The organism is Nocardia sp. CA-136227 (assembly GCF_050955695.1).
Taxonomy (GTDB): Bacteria; Actinomycetota; Actinomycetes; order Mycobacteriales; family Mycobacteriaceae; genus Nocardia.
In genome coordinates this window covers 94,379-114,327 of the sequence record NZ_CP192081.1, presented here as the reverse complement: position 1 = coordinate 114,327, position 19,949 = coordinate 94,379, and the positions used below count along the sequence as shown (strand labels likewise).

The window sequence follows — 19,949 nt, the reverse complement described above, 5'->3', positions numbered from 1 at the left end:
GTATCGCAGACCGAAACATGCCTACACGCTCCCGGTAGTCACCGCCCTCGCGCTGACCGTGTCCGTCGGTGTCCTCGCCCTGAGTGACATCCGGGATGTCCGGAATGCGGATGAAAGCAATTTGGCAGCTATACCAGCACAAATGGCCGAAGTCGCCCTCGCCTCCGCGCCCGATATCGTGCTGCCGCTGCGTGAGCTGACCGGGCTGGATCTGCCCGACCTGCGACTGTCCGATCTGCGGATGTTGCCGCTGCCCAGCGCGATTCAGATCCCCGAGAACCTGATCCCGGGCGTGCCACTGCCGACCGAGATCCCGCTGCCCAAGCTCGACAAATCCCAGCCACAGCCCGTCGGGCCCGCCCCGGCTCCCGCGCCGCACGCCGTCCGGCCCACTCTGCCGGGCTCCCTCCCCAACGCCACACCGGTGGTCCCCGGCTCCGCGAAACCGAACACCCCTGCGGGGGTACCTGGATTCATCGCCGAACCGGGTCCGCTCCCGGCCGCGGACAACCCTGCGGCCCCGGGCCCGCATCCGGTCCCCGGTCTCGCGGGCGACCTGCGCACCCCGGCCCTCTCCCCCGGAGCGGTCCCCACCGACCTGGTCGACAAGGTCGGCGCGCAGGTCAAGGAGCTCTCCCGGGACACCCCGTTCAGCATGGTCGCGCTCACCGCGGCCGATGTTCTCAACGCCACCACCAAGATTCGCGCCCAGCGCCCCGACGGCACCTGGGGACCGTGGTACGACGCCGAGTCCGAATCCGGCAGCGACAAGTCCCAGCCGGGTAAGCGCAAGGGCACCGAGCCCATCTACGTCGGCAACACCAAGACCGTGCAGATGCTGGTGACGCCGAAGGCGAAAGCCGTCGCCACGCCGGCCGAACCGACTCCGCTGGACGACAGCAAAGCCGATCCCGCGCAGATCAATCTGGAGAAACTGGCCGCGGTGCTGATCGATCCGGGTCGCGGCAGCATCGACGAGAACCTCACCTCGGTGGCCGCCCCGCTGCCCGGCGGCGGTCCGAAGGTGATCTCGCGGGCGCAATGGGGCGCGGACGAGTCGCTGCGCTGCGAGGAACCCACCTATGACGACGGCGTCTCCGCGATCACCGTGCACCACACCGCGGGCCGCAACGACTACACCAAGGCCGAGTCCGCGGGCATCGTGCGCGCCATCTACTCGTATCACGCGAAGACGCTGGGCTGGTGCGACATCGGGTACAACGCCCTGGTCGACAAGTACGGGCAGATCTTCGAGGGACGCTACGGCGGCCTCGACCGCCCGGTCGAGGGCGCGCACGCGGGCGGCTTCAATATCGACACCGCGGGCGTCGCGCTGATGGGCGACTACGAGGAGGACGATCCGACCGACGTCTCCATCCAAGCGCTCGGCAAGTTCATCGGCTGGCGGGCCAAGCTGGCGGGCTTCGACCCACTGGGCTCCAGCACCATGTACTCCGAGGGCAGCGACTACACGAAATACGCGCTCGGACAGGCGGTCAAGCTGCCGAATATCTTCGCCCACCGCGACGTCGGCAACACCACCTGCCCCGGTGACGCCGCCTACGCCCTGATGGACAAGATCCGGCAGATCGCCGCCGACGCCGCGGGCGGCACCAGCGCGGTCGAACCGACCAGCCCGAACCGGACCCGACCCGGCCAGAACGCGGGCGCGAACCCGCAGGTCCAGGCCGCCCCGGCGCCGCCCGCGCCCAGTTCCAGTGAAGCGGACCTGGCCGCCCTCGCCGACCTCACCCAGCGGATCCTCGGCATGCTCGACCGCAGTGCCGTCGCCCGCTACTGGAACGAGCAGGGCGGCGCGGAAGGTCCACTGGGACAACCGAAAGCGGAACCGGTCGCCTTGGCGGACGGCGGGCAGTACGGGCAATTCACGAATGGATTCGTATACGCCAATTCCGCCGGACGGATCGTTTCGGTGGTCGGGAAGATTCTGGAACGCTTCCTGCAAATGGGCGCGGACACAGGCATTCTCGGCCTGCCGACCTCGAACGAATATCCGGTCTCGAATGGTGTCCGCACCGACTTCCAGAACGGCGCACTGATTTTCGACCGGATGACCGGGATCGTCACCACCGTGCTGAGGAACTACGGCGCGGTCCAGGACCCCATCAAACCCATTCCCGCGGTGGCGCCCAACTAGGTCAGGACCACCAGCGTTCCAGGGTGCGGGCCACGCCGTCGTCGACATTCGAGGGAGCCACCTCGTCGGCGGCGGCGATGGCCTCCGGGTGGGCGTTCGCCATGGCGACGCCGTGACCCGCCATGAGCAGCATCGGCACATCGTTCGGCATGTCACCGAAGGCGATCACCGAGGAATGCTGGACACCCAGCCGCTGCGCCACCGCGGCCAGACCCGTCGCCTTGGTGACGCCCGGCGCGGACAACTCGATCAGGCCGTTGTCGGTCGAGTAGGTCAGATCCGCGCGGCCCTCCAGATGCGGTTCCAGGGTGCTGCGCATGATGGCGCTGGAGGTTCCGGGCAGCCGGATCAGCATCTTGATGGCGGGGGAAGCGATGACTTCGGCGCGGGAGACCTGGGTGTCGTCCGGGTTCAGCCAGGCGTGCTCGTACTCGGGGGAGCTGACGAACTGGGGAGTAGCGGCGTCATGGGCGGTGGCACCGACTCGTTCGGCGGCCAGGCCACAGCCGGGGAGCAGATTCTCGGCCAGATCGGCGAGCCAGGTGAGGGTTTCGATATCGAGGGTCCGGCTGTCCAGCACCCGATCCGAGGCGCTGTCGTAGATGACCGCACCGTTGCCGCACACACACAGCGGCGCGTACCCGAGCCCCTCGACCACCGGATCGATCCAGCGCGGCGGCCGTCCGGTCGCCAGCACGAACGGCACCCCGTCCGCGATGAGGGCGTCGACAGCGGCCTTGGTCCGGGCGCTCACCTGCTCACGGTGGTCGATGAGCGTGCCGTCCACGTCGGAGGCGACCATCTTGGGTTTGGGCAGGTGAAAGAGCGTCACCTACTCCATCCTGCCTCGAGCCGCGACCCGTGCGCCCGTGGATTACGGACGCCGCCGTACAAACGAGACCTTTCCGGCACCACCCGGGCCGCGCCGGGGTAACACACGGATTGCCGGGGCGTCCGCGGTCCGTACCCCGCGTTTCCCCACTCCACTCCCTATGATCTGGTGCAGAACTCGACCCCGAAAGGGAATGATGGCCGGTTTTCTGCTGCGACGTGCGCTGAACTATGTCGTGCTGTTGGTACTGGCGTCGTTCCTGGCGTTCGGGCTCGCCTCCCTCACGTTTCGCCCGCTCGACAGCCTCGAGCATCGCAACCCACGGCCCCCGCAGTCGGTGATCGACGCCAAGCGCGAGGAACTGAAGCTGGATGTGCCGATCCCGCAGCGCTACGCGGAGTGGGTCGGCGGGATCGTCACGCACGGAGACTTCGGCAAGACGCTGGCGGGACAGCCGGTGAGCGAGGAACTGCCGCGGCGGATCGGGATCAGCTTGCGGCTCGTCCTGGTCGGCTCGATCATCGGATCGATCCTCGGCGTGCTCATCGGTGCGGCCGGGGCGATCCGGCAGTACAAGTTCAGTGACTATCTGTCGACGGTGATCTCGCTGCTGATCATCAGCACGCCGGTGTTCCTGCTCGCGACATTGTTGAAATACGGTGCGTACGGGATCAATACGGCCACCGGACAGCAGATCTTCTACTACACCGGCGAAACCTCGGCGAACGCGGTGCACGGCACCTGGAATCAGCTCGTGGACCGCCTGCAGCACATGATCGTTCCCACGGCGGCCCTGATCCTCACCGCCGCCGCCGGGTACAGCCGCTATCAGCGCGCCGCCATGCTCGACGTCCTCCAGAACGACTTCATCCGCACGGCACGAGCGAAGGGCCTCACCCGTTCCCAGGCGCTGTACAAACACGGCCTGCGCACCGCGCTCATCCCGATGGCGACGCTGTTCGCGTACAGCTTCGGCGGGCTCATCACCGGTGCGGCGTTCGTGGAGAAGATCTTCGGCTGGCACGGCGTCGGTGAATGGCTGGTCGACTCGATCAACGCCCAGGACCTGTACCCCGTGGTGACGGTCACCGGGTTCGTCGCACTGGTGATCCTGTTGTCGGGATTGTTGTCCGACATCGTCACAGCCATTCTCGATCCCAGGGTGCGTGCGTGATGTCCGAAACCGAACTCATCGTCCAAGGCGCTCCCGAGCCGATGGCCGCGGGCCGGCGCAAGCTGGTCGTCCGGCGCTTCCTGCGCAACAAGCCGGCCGTCATCGGGCTGGCGATCCTGATCCTCATGGTGGTGCTCGCCTTCGCCTTGCCGCCTTTCCTGAAGTACGACTACCAGCAGCTCGATTACACGGCGCTGCTCAAGCCACCCAGTTCCCGGCATCCCTTCGGCACCAACCAGATCGGTCAGGACGTCCTCGCGCAGACCCTGCGCGGCCTGCAGAAGTCCTTGCTCATCGGCTTCGCGGTGGCTTTCATGGCCGCTCTGATCGCGGCGTTCACCGGATCGGTGGCCGGATTGCTCGGCGGCTGGACCGATCTCGCGATCATGTGGCTGGTGGACCTGCTGCTGGTCATCCCCAGTTTCATCATCGTCGCGTTGTTCGCGCCACGGGCGAAGGGCAGCGGCAGCATCGTCCTGCTCATCCTGTTGCTCGGTGGCTTCGGCTGGATGATCAGCGCCCGCATCGTGCGCGGACTCACCTTGAGCCTGCGTGAGCGTGAATTCGTCCGGGCCGCACGGTATATGGGCGCGTCGACCTGGACGGTCATCACCACCCACATCATCCCGAATGTCGCGTCCTTCCTGATCATCGACACCGCGCTCGCGGTGGGCGCGGCGATCATGGGAGAAACCGGTCTGAGCTACCTGGGATTCGGTGTCCAGCCGCCGGACGTCTCACTGGGCACGCTCATCGCCGCGGGCACCAAGTCGGCGCTCACCTACCCGTGGCTGTTCCTGTTCGCGGGCGGATTCCTGATCCTGACCGTGTTGTGCACGAACCTGGTCGGCGACGGATTGCGCGACGCGTTCGACCCCAGCTCGCAGCGTGCGCGCTCACGCCGCAAGGACCGGACGGCGGCTCCCGCAGGAAAGGCCGCGGCATGACCGACAACACGACCATGTCCGACAATGGAACCCGCCCCACCACCGCGCCGCTGCTCGAGGTGTCCGACCTGCGGGTGAGCTTCCCGAGCGAAGAGGGCCGCGTCGAGGCGGTGCGCGGTGTGAACTACACCGTGCAGGACGGCGAGGTCCTGGCCATCGTCGGTGAATCCGGCTCCGGGAAATCGGTGTCCTCGCTGGCGATCATGGGACTGCTCCCCGATCAGGCCCGGGTGCAGGGATCCATCCGGCTCCGCGGCCAGGAACTGCTCGGCATGGGTGACCGGCAGCTGTCCACGCTGCGCGGCAGCAAGATCTCCATGGTCTTCCAGGACCCGCTCTCGGCCTTGACACCGGTGTACCGGGTCGGCGACCAGATCGCCGAAGCACTACTGGCGCACGGCAAGATGAGCAAGCAGGAGGCCGCCGACAAGGCGGTGGAACTGCTGGATCTGGTCGGCATTCCGGATGCCGCCCTGCGCGCCAAGGCGTTCCCGCACGAGTTCTCCGGCGGTATGCGCCAGCGCGTGGTCATCGCCATCGCCATCGCCAATGATCCCGAGCTCATCATCTGCGACGAGCCGACCACGGCGCTCGACGTCACTGTGCAGAAACAGATCCTGAACCTGCTGCGCAAGGCCCGTGACATCACCGGCGCGGGCGTCGTCTTCATCACCCACGACATGGGGATCGCGGCCACGCTGGCTGATCGGGTGGCGGTCATGTACGCGGGCCGGATCATCGAAACCGCACGCACCGTCGACCTTTTCAACGCACCGCGGATGCCGTACACGGTGGGCCTGCTGGGTTCCATTCCGCGGCTGGACGGTCCGGCGCGCATGCCGCTGGTGCCCATTGTCGGCGCACCGCCGGCCATGCACGCACTGCCTCCGGGCTGCCCGTTCGCACCGCGCTGCCCGGTGGCGGTGGAGGATTGCCGAGCGGCGGAACCTCCCCTGCAGGACACCGAGCCCGGGCATCGGGCCGCCTGCATCCGCGTCGCCGAAGTCGGGACCGCGGACCTTTTCGCGGCCTACCGCCGCGAGGTCCCGCCCGCCGAAGCGCCGATACCCACCGATGAGCAAGTGGTGCTGCGGGTTTCGGACCTGAAGAAGACCTTCCCGCTCACCTCCGGAGTGGTCTTCAAACGCCGGACCGGCGAGGTGAAGGCGGTCGACGGCGTCAGCTTCGAGATCAAGTCGGGCCGCACGCTGGCGCTGGTCGGGGAATCCGGTTCCGGGAAATCGACGACGCTGACCCAGATCATGGACCTCATCGCGCCGGAGGGCGGCAGCATCGAGGTATTGGGCAGCGATGTCGCCACCCTCACCAAGGCCCGGCGGCGGGAGATCCGGCGCAAGATGCAGATCGTGTTCCAGGATCCCGCCTCCTCGCTCGACCCGCGCCTTCCGATCTCCGACGCGCTCGGCGAGCCGCTGCGCATCAACGGCCGCCCGAAGGACGAGATCCACCGCCGGGTCAAGGAATTGCTGCAGCTCGTCGGCCTGCGACCCGAACACGCCGATCGCTATCCGGCCGACTTCTCCGGCGGCCAGAAGCAGCGCATCAATATCGCGCGAGCCCTCGCCTTGGATCCGGAGATCCTGGTCCTCGACGAGCCGGTGTCCTCGCTGGATGTATCGATCCAGGCCGGAGTGCTGAATCTGCTGCGCGACTTGCAGGCCGAACGCGGGCTGTCGTACCTGTTCGTCTCCCATGACCTGTCGGTGGTACGCAATCTTGCCCACGACATTGCCGTCATGTACCGCGGTCAGATCGTCGAATATGGTGCGGCCGAACAGGTCTTCAACGATCCGCGGCACGAGTACACCCGCGCCCTCATCGATGCCGTTCCCGTCCCGGTCGTTTCGGGATAGGAGCGGAGAGTGTTCCAGCAGAACTCCAACGGAAGGAGCAACCGGTGAGGATTCGCTCGATCGGAACGAAGCTCGCAGTCCCACTGGTCGCCGTGACAATGGTGGCGACCGGATGCGGCGACGACGGCACCGCGCCGCAGGGCAAAGCCGAGCTCGGCACCACCAGTGATATCAATCCGCACGATGTCGCCGATCTGAAGGACGGCGGCAATCTGCGGCTGGCCATATCGGCGTATCCGGCGAACTGGAACACGCTGAACATCGACGGCAATGACTACGAGATCATGAGCGTCGAACGATCCATGATGCCGCGCGCCTTCAGATCCGATGCGTCGGGCAATCTCTCGATCGACACGAACTACTTCACCGATGTCCAGCTGACGAATACGAATCCGCAGCAGGTCACCTACACGATCAACCCCAAGGCCGTGTGGTCCGATGGATCGCCGATCACCTGGGAAGACATCGCCGCCCAGGGCAATGCGCTCAGCGGGCGCAACAAGGACTTCCTGCTCTCCAATAACCAGGGTTGGGACCGGGTCGAGAAGATCGAGCGCGGGACCGACGACCGGCAGGCCGTCCTCACCTTCAACAAGCATTTCTCGGAGTGGAGGGGCCAGTTCGCCGGCAATTCCTTCCTTTACCCGAAGTCCGTGACCAGCACCCCGGAGTCCTTCAACAAGGGATACGTGGACGCCATCGGGCTGACCTCGGGACCGTTCATGGTCCAGTCCACCGATCGCGGGCAAGGCCGGATCGTGCTGGGGCACAACCCGAAGTGGTGGGGTGACACCCCGAAGCTCGACACCATCACCTTCAGCGTGCTCAACGACCAGGCGACCATGCCGGCCCTGCAGAACAACGAGATCGACGTGGTCGGCATCGGCTCACGCGACGATCGCAAGACCGCCGAGAACACTCCGGGCGTGGTCATTCGCCACGCGCCCGGTAACTCGTGGTCACACATCACCTTCAACGGCGCGCCCGGATCGATCTTCGCCGACCCCAAGCTGCGCGTGGCCATCGGCAAGGCCATCGACCGGCAGGGTATCGCCACCGCCATCCAGACCGGCCTGGTCGTCGATCCCAAGCCGCTCAACAACCACATCTACATGGCGGGACAGAAGGGCTATCAGGACAACGCTCCGGCCTTCGACCCGAACGAGGCCGCCAAGGAACTCGACGACCTCGGCTGGAAGGTGCCCGCCGGCGGCGGCATCCGCGAAAAGGACGGCAAGAAGCTCGAGTTCCGCGATGTGATGTACAACGCCGACACCTGGGTGCAGATGGCACAGATCATGCAGCAGAATCTGGCCTCGATCGGCGTGAAGCTCAATATCGTGACGAAGCCCGGCCAGGACTACTTCACCAAGGTGATCCAGCCCGGTGACTTCGACATGGCGCACTGGAGCTGGGTCGGCGACCTGTTCCCGCTCGGCAGCATCGACCAGATCTGGGGCTACCACCCCGAAACCAATGACCTGCAGGGCAACTACGGCCGCATCGGCTCGCCCGAACTCAACGATCTGATCGAGAAGACCGTCTCCGAGCTCGACCCCGACAAGGCCATCGAACTGGCCAACCAGGTCGACAAGCAGATCTTCGCGGAAGGCCACTCCCTGCCGCTCATGCAGTCGGCCGGCAATGTGGCCGTTCGGGCCAACCTCGCCAACTACGGCGCGGCCGGTCTGGCCAGCCTCGACTACACCAAAATCGGCTTCCTGAAGTGAATTCCCGGATGGGCCATCCCCTGGCCTATCCGGCGCTCGTGACGATCGGGACCCTGGCGATCACCCTCGCCTGGGTCCCGTTCGCTGATCCGGAGCAGGTTGCGATGTTGATCGCCGTGGCGGCGGTCATTCTGGGGTACACCGGGTTTCGGTTCGCGGTCGCGGTCGGATATCTGCCCGCGGGGGTGCGGGAGCCGGCGGAAGTCGCTGTGCGGCGGGTTCGGCAGCAGCATCGGTTGGAAAGCCGGTCGTGGCTGGAATTCGGCGTCGACGGCCGGAATCGGTGGCTGCCTGTGTATTTCGAACCGGGGCTGGTGACGCTGACGCCGCGGACGGCTCAGGTCGACGGGCGCACGATGTCCATCGACGGGCGGCGGGTGTATCCGTCCGGGCGGGTGCGGGATTCGGAGCCGGTGGGGCGACTCGTCGACAATCCCGAGCGGGCGGATCCCGAGGCGATCGGGCGGACCGGGGCCTGGCGCCGGGTGTTGCTGGACGCGCAGTCCGCGGTGGCCGGGCCGTTCGCGGGGTTGTTGTGGGTGTATGTGGCGGGGGGCGGGGTGGTGGCGTTCGTGGCCGCCACCGTGGTGGGGGCGGCCACGGCCACGTGGTTGTCTGCCGTCCGGGGGTCGGATCCGAGTTAGTCGGCGGACCGCTCGGCTCGGCGGGCGGCCTTCTCCTCGGCTTCGAGGCGGTCCATCTCGTTGGCCTCGTCGAGGGTCGGGGCGCCGCCGCCCAGGCGGGACGGGACCCAGTAGGCGCCGGGCTCGTGGGGGTAGTCCTGCTGCAGGTCCAGGAGCATGTCGTGCATGGTGCTCTTGAGCTGCTCGGTCAGGGCCGAGGCGGGTTCGAAGGGCTGGATCGGCTTGCCCACCGCGATGGAGACCGGGGTGTTCGTGCGGCCCAGACGCTTCGGGTGGCCCTTCGTCCAGACGCGCTGCGCGCCCCAGATGACGATCGGGATGATCGGGACGCCGGCCTCGATGGCCATGCGGGCCGCGCCGGACTTGAAGTCCTTCAGCTCGAAGCTGCGGCTGATGGTCGCCTCGGGGTAGACGCCGACCAGTTCGCCGGCCTTCAGGCGGGCGACGGCCTCGTGATAGGAATCCGTGCCGGCCGACCGGTCCACCGGAATGTGCTTCAGCGCACGCATGATCGGGCCGGTGATGGCGTTGTCGAAGACTTCCTTCTTCGCCATGAAGCGGATGTAGCGCTTCGTGGTGCGGGCGGGCAGGCCCGCGTAGGTGAAGTCCATGTACCCGGTGTGGTTGATCGCGATCACCGCACCACCGGTCGACGGAATATTGTCGTCGCCCTTGATGGCGAACTTCAGGCCCTGCAGCGCGAAAACGGTGCGGGCCACCCCGATGATCGGGTAATAGACGGGTTCCACAGTTCCGCTAGCGTAGTCGCTGCCCGCGCGGCATCCAGTGACCCAGGTAACAGCGGGACATTTTGGTGTGACGCGGCGACACTGAAACAGGTCCGATGCGGGTAGTCAGACGAAACAGATATACATCTCGAAGTCGGGCACCGAGGGGTTACTGCATCGGTGACGTCTCCGGCCAGCCAGTAGTCTGGGTGGCTGGTAACGGTCAGGGAGGAATGAAGCTCGTGCAGATCACCAGCGTCGGACACGCCGGATTCCACATCCGAACCGCGGCCGGAACGATCCTCTGCGATCCATGGGTCAATCCGGCCTATTTCGGGTCATGGTTCCCGTTCCCCGACAACACCCAGCTGGACTGGGACGAGCTCGGCAACTGCGACTTCCTCTACGTATCGCATCTGCACCGCGATCACTGGGACGCCAAGCTGCTCGCGGACAAGATCAACAAGGACACCACCGTCCTGCTCCCCGACTACCCGGTGCCGGACCTGAAGCGGGAGCTCGAGGCGCTCGGTTTCACCAAGTTCGTCGAGACCGAGGATTCCGTCAAGACCACTGTCACCGGGCCCGGCGGCGACCTCGACATCATGATCATCGCGCTGCGCGCGCCCGCCGACGGGCCGATCGGTGACTCCGCGCTCGTCGTCGCCGACGGGGAAACCGTCTGCTTCAACATGAACGACGCGCGACCCGTCGACATGGACGTGCTGCACGACGCGTTCGGGCACGTCGACATCCACCTGCTGCAGTACTCGGGCGCCATCTGGTACCCGATGGTCTACGACATTCCGACCAAGACCAAGGCCAACTTCGGCAAGCAGAAGCGGCAGCGCGGCATGGACCGCGCCCGCTCCTACATCGAGCAGGTCGGGGCCACCTGGGTGGTGCCGTCCGCCGGTCCGCCGGTGTTCCTCGACGACGAGCTGCGCTACCTCAACGACGACCGCGGCGACGAAGGCAATATCTTCCCCGACCAGATCACCTTCCTGGATCAGATGCAGATCCACGGGAACGAGGGCGGGCTGCTGCTGATCCCCGGCTCCACCGCGGATCTGCGTGGCAAGGAACTGCTTTCGCTCACTCACCCCGTCGACCCCGACACCATCTACGGCGACAAGGCCGCCTACATCGAGGACATGGCCCAGCGCATGGCTCCCGTGCTGGCCGCCGAGAAGGCCACCTGGGCGCCCGCCGAGGGCGAACCGCTGCTGCTCGCGCTGAAGGCCAAGTTCGAGCCGATCATGAAGCAGAGCGACCTCATCTGCGACGGCATCGGCTACCCCGTCGGCCTGGTGATGGGCGACGAGACCGTGGTGCTGGACTTCCCCAAGCGCGAAGTGCGTGAACCCGTCGAGGGAGAAGGCAAGTACCGCTACGGATTCCGCATCGCGCCGCAGCTGGTCCGCACCGTGCTGCGCGACGACGAACCCGACTGGGTCAACACCATCTTCCTGTCCACGCGCTTCACCACCTGGCGCATCGGCGGATACAACGAATTCCTCTACACCTTCTTCAAATGCCTCACCGACGAGCGCATCGCGTATGCCGACGGCTGGTTCTCCGAGGCGCACGACGACACCGCCTCCACCGAACTCGACGGCTGGGAAGTGCAGCGCCGCTGCCCGCACCTCAAGGCCGACCTGTCGAAATTCGGTGTGGTGGAAAGCAATACGCTGACCTGCAACCTGCACGGCTGGCAGTGGGATCTGGAATCGGGGCGTTGCAAGACATCCAAGGGTCACGAGCTGCGGTCGAAGAAACTGGTCTGATTCGTAGCATCGCGGCCGGTACCGGGTGCCGGCCGCGATCCTCGAACAACCGTGTCACGCACGAGATCTGGCGGCGATCGCCACCGCCACGAAGGTCAGCGCACAACCCGCCACAGCCAGGGCCGAGATGCCCAAGCCGGTCGGCGCGACCACATCCAGCACCACCGATGCGAGCAGCTGCCCCGCCACCGAGCTGAGCCCCAGGAGCAGCACTCCGATCCAACGCACCACGGCCACGGCCAGTGCGACGAACGAAATCCCGATCAGGCCACCCAGATACAACCACGGCTCGGTCGGCGGCGTGTGGAAGCCACCGCGCCGGAACAGCATCACCGTTTCGACGACTAACAAGGCCGCCGTGCCGGTCGCGAAATTGGCCAGCGTCGCCGACAGTGGCCCACCGACCGCGCCCACCCGGCCGTTCACCGCCTGCTGCCACGCCACCAGCACACCCGCGACCAGCGGTAACACCACCAGCAACACCGATGCCCCCGAACGGGTTCCTGTGTCCGTGCCGCTCCTGCCGACCACAGCCAGCAGTACCGCGACCAGCCCGAGCACCGCCGCACCGACCCGCAAGGCCGTCACAGGTGTGGAACCACCCGGGCCCCAACCCAGCCGATCCACCACCAAGCTGCTCGCCAGCTGCCCGGCCACCGTGGCCACCGTGAACGCCGTGACCCCGATCGTCGCCACCGTAAGCCCCTGGCATGCAACGAAATACGCACCCGACAAACCACCCAGCAACTGCCACCACCGCAGCTCGCCGCTGTCCAGCGCCGCACGCACCCGCCCGACACCGGCCCGCAAACGCCCACTGACCGCGAACACCCCCACCAGAATCAGCAGCCCACTACCGAAACTGATGGTCGCCGCCGCGATCCCATCCCCGAGCCGCTCCCCCAGCTCACCATTGATCCGCGCCTGAACAGCCACGGCCGCGCCGATGGAACCCCCGAACCCCAACCCAACCCACCGCCGCATCGCCACCGCCCGATTCTCCCCTCACCGGCGGCGTCCACGACCGACCGGCCGGATCGTGAGCGCGGCGGCCCTGCTCTCCGCCCGATTCTCGGCCTCGATCCGCGCCTGTATAGCCGCGACCGAATACCGATCCCGCCCATGCCTGGCCGCCGACACCGGCACCTCAGGCGTCATGCGCACCGCGGCCAGCACGCACAGGATCAGCGTCGCCGCCGCGAAAACCAGTTCAACCAACATCGGAGTGCCTCTCGCTCGGTTCCACCGTCCGGCCACGCAGATACGCGGCCGCACTCGCCTTCCGCGCACACGCCGAATCGCACTCGGCGTGAAGGGCGAGAATCCCCTCGGCACGCTCCCGGGAAATAGGCACAATCCGCCCATTGGCGCAGTGATCCTCCACCCGCGCCCCCGACCCGGCCGTGGTCATTGCCGATCCCCATCGAAACCATTTGCCGCACTGACGAATCCCTCCAGCACGGCCCGCGCCCGCTGCCGCACGCGGCACACATTCCGATCGCAATACCGGTGCACCTGCCACGCCAGCCGAGCATCGACCCTCGTCAACGGCCCCGGATCCGATTCACAATCAAGCAGATTCATCGCAAACCTCTCAATCCGTGCGAATAGACGCGCGCCCGGCGAGGGTGTCGGGGTGGAGTGCACCCTCAACCGGACGCAAGGTCATGAGACGCCTGCAATCCGCAGGGTGTCAGCCGGATTCGGGATTTCCGAGACGCAATTTCCAAAAGCCCAGCACGCCTTCCGAGATGAGTGCCATGCTTATTCCGAAGCGGGAAGAAGCAGCCATCCGAAACGGAAGGACTGTCATGCCGGACATGGGTTTGACACTGCCGCTGCGTCAGCTCGGTCGATACCTGCGCGACTGGCGGATTCGATCCTCGATGAGCCTCGAGGAAGCCGCCAAGGTCCTCGAGGTCGGATCGACCACCCTGCATCGCGCCGAGAAGGGCGGCAACAGTCGCATCAAGTCGTACTTCGTCGAAAAAGCCTGCGAACTATATGGCGTTCCGACCGACATCCGAGTGGGCATGGTCGGTCTGGCCAAGCAGGCTGCGACGGGTACCAACTGGTGGCATGCCTACGGCGACGTCATCCCCAAGGACTTCGACGTGTACATGAGCCTCGAAGCCTTTGCGCGCCGGATCATCTCGTACCAGCCGAACCTGATCCCCGGTCTGCTCCAGACGGAGGACTACGACCGGGCTTTGGTTCAACAAATCTGGCCGGATGCACCGGTGGACGGGTGGATCAGCCGTGGACGAATCAAAGCCCATCGGCAGAACATGATCTTGCGCAAGCTCGAGCCGACCACCTTGGATGTGGTCATCGGCGAAGCCGCCCTGCGCCACATGGTCGGATCTCCGGCCACGATGGCAAGACAACTGCGACGACTGATCGAGCTCCCAGCACTACATCCGAATGTTCACCTGCGCGTCCTGCCATTCGAGGCCGGATTCCCAGGCGGTGTCTCGATGCCAGCCTTCGTTGTTCTGAATTTCGCACCCGACGCGACCGGAGAGCCGACGGAGCCGCCGTTGGTCTTCTTGGAGGTCACCGTGGGCGGCATGTACCTCGAAGACCAGGACGACGTCGACTTCTACACTCGGAAACACCGGCTGCTCAAACAATCCAGCCTGACCGACACCGACGCCGCCAAGCTCCTGACGCGGCTAGCGAAAGAGTATGAAGACCGTGAAAGATGATCTTGCCGAGGCGAATTGGTTCACAAGCACCTACAGCCAGGGCGGTGGGGAGTGTGTCGAGGTCGCCTTTGTCGAAGGCGGGCGCGTGGCCGTCCGCGACAGCAAGGACCGCACCGGTCCCGCCTTCGTCTTCACCCCTGGCGAATGGGATGCGTTCGCCAATGGCGTCCGCAATGGTGAATTCGACTGTCCCTAGCGGTAATCCACAACCAAGTGCTTAACCGCCCCGGATTGGCCGCCTCATGAGGTGCCAGGAGGCGGCCACGGACAGTGCCGACGGGCCCGCGAAACGCCTGTCCCACCGACGTTCCCACGGGACTAGCCCACGTCGTTCGTCTCCCGGCTGAAGCAGTCGGGGATCATGATCGCGCACACGATGGTGCCGGCGATATTGAGGGCCGCGTCCAACCCTGCCGAACCGGTCGTGATCGGGAAGGCCGAGCCTGTGGCCGAGCCGGACTGCGCGACCGGGGAGGCCGGAGCGTCGACGAGCGGGAGCGGCGCGGCCCCCGCCTGACCGGCTCCGACAGTCAGTGCCGTAGCAATGCCAACCGACGCAATGAGAGTGCGCATGCGTTAACCCCTTCGATCGAGCGTGCGGCCGGGCGTCTCGACCACCGCCCAGAAAGTTAATCGCTTCCGTTTCAATACGACCCTGGAATCCGCGCCCTCGCGGGCCCCGAATTTCAGGGGCTAGTCATGCTCGGCTGCACGAGATCCGTTGTGGGACTGGGTTGGGAGCCAGGTCGGGGTCAGGGCGGCGGCCAGGAGGAGAAGGATACCCAGCGCGGCGACCATGAGCGGCAAGGGGAGCCAGGTGGTGGCGATGGCGGCGAAAACGAAGACCAGTAGGGCGATTACCTCGGTGGTGAAGCCTGCTACCGATGTCACCGTGGCTCGGGCTGGGCCGGTGATGGCGTCTTGGAGACGGGCTGAGGCCAGGACGTCGGCGTTGTAGTCGATGCCGTACGCGACGCCTATTGCCGAAAAACCCAGCAGGGTCAGGGAGTACAGAGCTGTCGGGTGGTGGGCGGCGGCGCCTGCGAGGAGGGCGCCGGCGATGAAGAGGAGGCCTGCGGCGGCCAGGGCGAGGGACATGGTTCGGGTGGAGACGGACTCGGTGCGGCCTGCCAGCGAGGAGCCGATCAGGGAGCCGGCGACGGTCAGGGCTACGAGGACGGACGCGAATGATGGTCCGGCACCGGCGTGACCTGCCAGTAGGGAGAAGTACTCGTCGAAGGCGGTCACTCCGTTGAGGAGAGCTACGAGGATTACGCCTCGGCGGATCATTCTGACGTGCAAGGCCTCTCGCATACCGGCGCGGAGCATCGCGATGTAGCCGGGCGCGGGTGACGGGTCGAAGTCGCCGGGGTCGGCTGGGGCGTCCTCGGCGTCGCCATCTGCATCGCCGCCATCTTCTTCGCCGTCCTCGGCATCGTCGATCTCCGTGGCGGAGATGGACTTCGGAGCCGTAGGGAGGAGAAGGGCGGTGCCCGTGTGCAATACCGCCAACGCGACGCTGGACCAGGCTACGAGCGCGTAGCCGCCCCAGGCGTACAAGGGGGCGGCGGCGAGAATGCCGAGGAGGGCGGCGGATTCGGTGGCGGTTCGGACGTAGCCCATGGTGCGGGCGTAGGCGGTGGTGGCGGAGCGGGCGTGTAGTTCGTCATAGAGGAGGGCCTCGAAGGTGCCGGAGCGGAGGGCGCCCGAGGTGCCCCACAGGACGAAGCCGGCGGCGAAGCCCAGGTAGGTGGGGTACAGAGTCCAGACCGTGAAGCCCGCGGCGAGTAGGGCGCCGGACAGGATCAGGAGGGCTCGGCGGGGGACGGTGTCAGCCCAGGCACCGGAGGGGATCTCCAGGAGGAAGGCGGTCGCGGACCAGATGGCGAACAGGGAGGAGATCTGCGCGGGGTTCAGGCCGTGGTCGGCGAACAACAGGGCGTAGATCGCGTACAGGGGAATCAGGTCCGCGGTGAAGGCGAACAGGATTGCCCGGAAGGTGAGCGCCCGGGTCGTGGACGGGCGGACGCCGGTGCGGCGTAAGGATCAACAGGCGTAGATCAACATGCGCATGGGATCAACTCTGCGCGCCGCGGGTACCACCGTCAAGCGGATTATCGATGGGGATCCAGCCGTTGCTGGACGGCTCGCCCTCCGACACCGACGCGCCGACCAGGCCGGGACGGTCGTTGAGGTCGTTGATCAGCTCGGTGACCGGGTGCGAGTCGCTGTAGTGGTAGCCCTGGGCGAGAGCGAAACCGAGCTCGGTCAGGACCGCGGCCTGGTATTCGGTCTCCACACCCTCGGCGATCACCTGCAGGTCCAGGGACTTGCTCAAGGCCGCGATCACGCCCAGCAGCGGCGGGGCGGGGGAATCGGAGCGGATCGACGCCACGAAGGACTGATCCACCTTGAGGATGTCCGACGGCAGGGTGGCCAGACGGCTCAGCGAGGAGTAGCCGGTGCCGAAATCGTCGATGGCGATACGGACGCCGAACTCGCGCAGCTTGTGCAGGTTCGCGATCGCGGTCTCGGACTCGGCGGCCAGCTCGCTCTCGGTCACCTCGAGCACCAGTTGCTCGGCGGGCCAGCCGGTTTCCTCGAGAATGCCGGAAACCCGGGCGGCGTACTCGGACTCGGCCAGCTCCAGGCCGCTCACATTGACGTTCAGGGTCAGGTCCAGCTGCGCGAACGTCTCCTGCAGGCGGGCGGCGTCGGCGCAGGCGCGGCGCAACACCAGCTCGTCCAGATCGGAGATGAGGTCGTACTCCTCGGCGACCCGGATCAGGCCCTCCGTGGTGACCTCCGGCTGCGCGTGAGAAGACCAGCGCAGCAAGGCTTCCACGCCGACCGCGCGGGTATCGCCGTCGGTGAGACTCACGATCGGCTGGTACTGGACATCCAAGGTGCCGCGGTCGATCGCCTCACGCAGCTCCACCGCCAGCGGCAGCTGCCGCGACGACTCCAGCACCGTGCGATTACGGCCCGCCTGCTTGGCCCGGTACAGGCCCACATCGGCGCGCGACACCAGCAGCGAACCGGATTCCCCCGGCTGCCACGACGTCACACCCGCCGAACAACCGGTGGTGACGGCGGCCCGCAGCTCCTCGGTCAACAGGATCGCGGCCTGCTCGGTGGTGCCGGGCAGCAGCAGCGCGAACGCGTCCCCGCCGTAGCGGGCCAGGCGCTGATCCGGCGCAAGCAGTTTCGACCAGGTGTCGGCCACCCGCTGCAGCACGGCGTCACCGGCCCGGTGACCCAGATGGTCGTTGATCTTCTGGAAGCGGTCCAGGTCCACCAGCACCAGGGCCAGACCCTGACCGGTGCGGGTGGCGTGCGCGATGGCATTGCTCAAGGCACGATCGAAACCGCGGCGGTTCAGCAGACCGGTCAGCACGTCGATGTCGGCGTCGGACGCCATGCGGGTCAAAATGCCGACCACGATGCCGATTCCGAAGGTGATACCCGCCGGAATGATGCCCGACCACCACGGCAGCCCGCGCGACGGCACCACCCACAGGCAGCAGGCTATGGCGAACGCCAGATGCCCGCCCAGCCAGCGCCAGGAGAAGAAGATCGCGGCGTCACAGGCCACGAACACATAGAACGCGGCCAGGCTGATCGCGCCGACCGTGTTCGGAAACCAATGCACCGCAACGGTCACCAGCACGGTCGCCGTCGCGACATAGGCGTGATGCACCGAATGCGGCAGCCTCGGACCCCAGATGAGCAGACTGATACCCAGCAGCAGCGCCACGAACGCCGCCACGCCCACCAGCGGCCGATTACCCTCATCACCCGGAGCGACGGCGGTCAGGGCAAGACCCAGCAAGCCACCCATGACGTAGAACGCCCCGGTGGTCCGAGCCATGACCATTGCCGTCGCCAGCGCCGATGCCGCCCGGACCCGGGTTCGGGCATCGCCGCGAGACCCGATTCCTCGCACGCTGCTCAGCCTAGCCACAAGCCCAGCCAGCGGTAGACACATCCGGCGGAATAAGCCACGCCGAGTAGCGAATACTCAGCGCGGCTCCAAAACCTCGGAGCCGACGAAAGGCACCAGCGCAGCGGGCACTCGCACCGAACCGTCCGCTTGCTGGTGGTTTTCCAGCAGCGCGACAATCCAGCGCGTTGTCGCCAATGTGCCATTCAGGGTGGCGGCGGTCTGCGGCTTGCCGTTCTCGTCGCGGTACCGGACATTCAGGCGACGGGCCTGGAACGTGGTGCAGTTCGAGGTCGAGGTGAGTTCGCGGTAGGTCTGCTGGGTGGGAACCCAAGCCTCGCAATCGAATTTGCGGGCGGCCGAGCTGCCCAGGTCGCCCGCCGCCACATCGATCACCCGGTAGGGCACCTCGATGGCGGCCAGCATCTCCCGCTCCCAGGCCAGCAGGCGCCGGTGTTCCTCGTCGGCCTGCTCCGGGGTGGTGTAGACGAACATCTCGACCTTGTCGAACTGGTGCACGCGGATGATGCCACGGGTGTCCTTGCCGTAGCTGCCCGCCTCGCGACGGAAGCACGACGACCAGCCGGCGTAGCGCTTGGGACCGGCGCTCAGATCCAGGATCTCGCCCGAGTGATAACCCGCCAGCGGCACCTCCGAGGTGCCGACCAGGTACAGGTCGTCGTCCTCGAGGTGGTAGACCTCGGCCGAATGCTGGCCCAGGAAGCCGGTGCCCTGCATGATCTCCGGGCGCACCAGCACCGGCGGGATCATCATGGTGAAACCGTTCGCCGTCGCCTTCTGCGCGGCCAGCTGCAACAGGCCGAGCTGCAGCAGCGCGCCGTTGCCGGTCAGGAAGTAGAACCGCGAACCCGACACCTTCGCGCCGCGCTCCATGTCGATCAGGCCCAGCGACTCACCCAGATCCAGGTGGTCCTTCGGCTCGAAATCGAACTCGCGCGGCGTGCCGACCGTCTCGAGCACGATGTAGTCGTCCTCGCCGCCGGCGGGCGCGCCCTCCTGCACCACGTTCGACAGCGCGCGCTGGGCGGCGTCGAGGTCGGCGTCCGCGGCGTTCTCCGCCGCCTCCGCCTCCTTCACCTTCGCCGACAGCTCCTGGCCCACCTGCAGCAGCGCCGGGCGCTCCTCCTTGGAAGCCTTGCCGACCTTCTTGCCCAGGGCCTTCTGCTCGGCGCGCAGATTGTCGGCCGTCGCGACCGCCGCGCGACGGGCGGCATCCGCCTCGAGCAGGGCATCCACCAGGGACGGGTCCTCACCGCGAGCACGCTGCGAAGCACGGACCACGTCGGGGTTTTCCCGCAGGAATCGAAGGTCGATCATGGGTATTCAGCCTAGTGGGAAGGCGCCACCGGTTTTCGTGTAGGTCCGATCAATTCATCCACCCCACAACCAGGTGATTTCCGCCA

Annotated in this window: 17 protein-coding genes; 9 read left to right on the top strand and 8 right to left on the bottom strand. The window is 66.5% G+C overall.

What is annotated here, in order from left to right:
* The first annotated feature begins 142 nt into the window (after positions 1–142).
* Positions 143–2,158, top strand: a complete 2,016-nt coding sequence (locus tag ACQP06_RS00530; protein ID WP_433669667.1) for an N-acetylmuramoyl-L-alanine amidase — start codon at positions 143–145, stop codon at positions 2,156–2,158.
* Between the two features lies 1 nt (position 2,159).
* Here ACQP06_RS00530 and ACQP06_RS00525 read toward each other — a convergent pair whose 3' ends face one another.
* Positions 2,160–2,960 (bottom strand): HAD family hydrolase, encoded by an 801-nt coding sequence (locus ACQP06_RS00525; RefSeq protein WP_433673537.1) that lies wholly within the window; start codon positions 2,958–2,960, stop codon positions 2,160–2,162.
* Between the two features lie 226 nt (positions 2,961–3,186).
* Here ACQP06_RS00525 and ACQP06_RS00520 point away from each other — a divergent pair, with 226 nt between their 5' ends.
* Genes ACQP06_RS00520 through ACQP06_RS00500 form a run of 5 tightly spaced genes read left to right on the top strand, consistent with a single transcriptional unit; the run spans position 3,187 to position 9,359 of the window.
* A complete protein-coding gene (locus ACQP06_RS00520; protein WP_433669665.1) occupies positions 3,187–4,164 on the top strand; it encodes an ABC transporter permease in 978 nt (325 codons plus the stop codon).
* Positions 4,164–5,111 carry an ABC transporter permease gene (locus ACQP06_RS00515; protein WP_433669663.1) on the top strand — a complete coding sequence of 316 codons (948 nt, stop codon included), beginning with the start codon at positions 4,164–4,166 and terminating at the stop codon, positions 5,109–5,111. Before ACQP06_RS00520 ends, ACQP06_RS00515 begins: the two co-directional genes overlap by 1 nt.
* A complete protein-coding gene (locus ACQP06_RS00510; protein ID WP_433669661.1) occupies positions 5,108–6,985 on the top strand; it encodes an ABC transporter ATP-binding protein in 1,878 nt (625 codons plus the stop codon). The genes ACQP06_RS00515 and ACQP06_RS00510 overlap by 4 nt, the downstream gene beginning before the upstream one ends.
* A 44-nt stretch (positions 6,986–7,029) precedes the next feature.
* Positions 7,030–8,715, top strand: a complete 1,686-nt coding sequence (locus ACQP06_RS00505; RefSeq protein ID WP_433669659.1) for an ABC transporter family substrate-binding protein — start codon at positions 7,030–7,032, stop codon at positions 8,713–8,715.
* 8 nt (positions 8,716–8,723) lie between these two features.
* Complete coding sequence (locus ACQP06_RS00500) at positions 8,724–9,359, top strand: hypothetical protein (RefSeq protein ID WP_433669657.1); 636 nt, start codon at positions 8,724–8,726, stop codon at positions 9,357–9,359.
* Here ACQP06_RS00500 and ACQP06_RS00495 read toward each other — a convergent pair.
* Positions 9,356–10,108 carry a lysophospholipid acyltransferase family protein gene (locus ACQP06_RS00495; protein ID WP_433669655.1) on the bottom strand — a complete coding sequence of 251 codons (753 nt, stop codon included), beginning with the start codon at positions 10,106–10,108 and terminating at the stop codon, positions 9,356–9,358. The two genes, ACQP06_RS00500 and ACQP06_RS00495, sit on opposite strands and share 4 nt — an antisense overlap.
* A gap of 221 nt (positions 10,109–10,329) precedes the next feature.
* On the opposite strand from ACQP06_RS00495, the gene ACQP06_RS00490 reads away from it, so the two are divergent.
* The gene (locus tag ACQP06_RS00490; RefSeq protein WP_433673536.1) at positions 10,330–11,874 is read left to right on the top strand and encodes a Rieske 2Fe-2S domain-containing protein; all 1,545 of its coding nucleotides are present in this window, start codon (positions 10,330–10,332) and stop codon (positions 11,872–11,874) included.
* A gap of 54 nt (positions 11,875–11,928) precedes the next feature.
* On the opposite strand, the gene ACQP06_RS00485 is transcribed toward ACQP06_RS00490, so the two are convergent.
* Both ACQP06_RS00485 and ACQP06_RS00480 read right to left on the bottom strand, forming a co-directional pair.
* Positions 11,929–12,858, bottom strand: a complete 930-nt coding sequence (locus ACQP06_RS00485; RefSeq protein ID WP_433673535.1) for a DMT family transporter — start codon at positions 12,856–12,858, stop codon at positions 11,929–11,931.
* Positions 12,859–12,879: 21 nt separating this feature from the next.
* Positions 12,880–13,095 (bottom strand): hypothetical protein, encoded by a 216-nt coding sequence (locus tag ACQP06_RS00480; protein WP_433669653.1) that lies wholly within the window; start codon positions 13,093–13,095, stop codon positions 12,880–12,882.
* Positions 13,096–13,634: 539 nt separating this feature from the next.
* Here ACQP06_RS00480 and ACQP06_RS00475 point away from each other — a divergent pair.
* Together ACQP06_RS00475 and ACQP06_RS00470 are read left to right on the top strand one after the other, a co-directional pair.
* Positions 13,635–14,582: a helix-turn-helix domain-containing protein gene (locus ACQP06_RS00475; RefSeq protein WP_433669651.1), complete on the top strand. Its 948-nt coding sequence runs from the start codon at positions 13,635–13,637 to the stop codon at positions 14,580–14,582.
* The gene (locus ACQP06_RS00470) at positions 14,563–14,778 is read left to right on the top strand and encodes a DUF397 domain-containing protein (protein ID WP_433669649.1); all 216 of its coding nucleotides are present in this window, start codon (positions 14,563–14,565) and stop codon (positions 14,776–14,778) included. Before ACQP06_RS00475 ends, ACQP06_RS00470 begins: the two co-directional genes overlap by 20 nt.
* Positions 14,779–14,900: 122 nt before the next feature.
* On the opposite strand, the gene ACQP06_RS00465 is transcribed toward ACQP06_RS00470, so the two are convergent.
* From ACQP06_RS00465 to serS, 4 genes are all read right to left on the bottom strand, one after another.
* The gene (locus ACQP06_RS00465; RefSeq protein ID WP_433669647.1) at positions 14,901–15,155 is read right to left on the bottom strand and encodes a hypothetical protein; all 255 of its coding nucleotides are present in this window, start codon (positions 15,153–15,155) and stop codon (positions 14,901–14,903) included.
* Between the two features lie 120 nt (positions 15,156–15,275).
* Positions 15,276–16,568 (bottom strand): MFS transporter, encoded by a 1,293-nt coding sequence (locus tag ACQP06_RS00460; RefSeq protein ID WP_433673534.1) that lies wholly within the window; start codon positions 16,566–16,568, stop codon positions 15,276–15,278.
* A 91-nt stretch (positions 16,569–16,659) separates the two neighbouring features.
* Positions 16,660–18,453, bottom strand: a complete 1,794-nt coding sequence (locus ACQP06_RS00455) for a putative bifunctional diguanylate cyclase/phosphodiesterase (protein WP_433669646.1) — start codon at positions 18,451–18,453, stop codon at positions 16,660–16,662.
* Between the two features lie 150 nt (positions 18,454–18,603).
* Positions 18,604–19,863, bottom strand: coding sequence for a serine--tRNA ligase (serS, locus tag ACQP06_RS00450; protein ID WP_433669644.1), 1,260 nt, complete (start codon positions 19,861–19,863; stop codon positions 18,604–18,606).
* Between the last annotated feature and the right edge of the window lie 86 nt (positions 19,864–19,949).

What these genes read in the sequence shown, in the direction of transcription:
- ACQP06_RS00530 (WP_433669667.1), top strand. Translation starts at nt 143, where the DNA reads ATGGCCGAAGTCGCCCTCGCCTCCGCGCCCGATATCGTGCTGCCGCTG.
- ACQP06_RS00525 (WP_433673537.1), bottom strand. Translation starts at nt 2,960, where the DNA reads ATGGTCGCCTCCGACGTGGACGGCACGCTCATCGACCACCGTGAGCAG.
- ACQP06_RS00520 (WP_433669665.1), top strand. Translation starts at nt 3,187, where the DNA reads ATGGCCGGTTTTCTGCTGCGACGTGCGCTGAACTATGTCGTGCTGTTG.
- ACQP06_RS00515 (WP_433669663.1), top strand. Translation starts at nt 4,164, where the DNA reads ATGTCCGAAACCGAACTCATCGTCCAAGGCGCTCCCGAGCCGATGGCC.
- ACQP06_RS00510 (WP_433669661.1), top strand. Translation starts at nt 5,108, where the DNA reads ATGACCGACAACACGACCATGTCCGACAATGGAACCCGCCCCACCACC.
- ACQP06_RS00500 (WP_433669657.1), top strand. Translation starts at nt 8,724, where the DNA reads ATGGGCCATCCCCTGGCCTATCCGGCGCTCGTGACGATCGGGACCCTG.
- ACQP06_RS00485 (WP_433673535.1), bottom strand. Translation starts at nt 12,858, where the DNA reads ATGCGGCGGTGGGTTGGGTTGGGGTTCGGGGGTTCCATCGGCGCGGCC.
- ACQP06_RS00480 (WP_433669653.1), bottom strand. Translation starts at nt 13,095, where the DNA reads ATGTTGGTTGAACTGGTTTTCGCGGCGGCGACGCTGATCCTGTGCGTG.
- ACQP06_RS00475 (WP_433669651.1), top strand. Translation starts at nt 13,635, where the DNA reads ATGCTTATTCCGAAGCGGGAAGAAGCAGCCATCCGAAACGGAAGGACT.
- ACQP06_RS00470 (WP_433669649.1), top strand. Translation starts at nt 14,563, where the DNA reads ATGAAGACCGTGAAAGATGATCTTGCCGAGGCGAATTGGTTCACAAGC.
- ACQP06_RS00465 (WP_433669647.1), bottom strand. Translation starts at nt 15,155, where the DNA reads ATGCGCACTCTCATTGCGTCGGTTGGCATTGCTACGGCACTGACTGTC.
- ACQP06_RS00455 (WP_433669646.1), bottom strand. Translation starts at nt 18,453, where the DNA reads ATGGCTCGGACCACCGGGGCGTTCTACGTCATGGGTGGCTTGCTGGGT.
- serS (WP_433669644.1), bottom strand. Translation starts at nt 19,863, where the DNA reads ATGATCGACCTTCGATTCCTGCGGGAAAACCCCGACGTGGTCCGTGCT.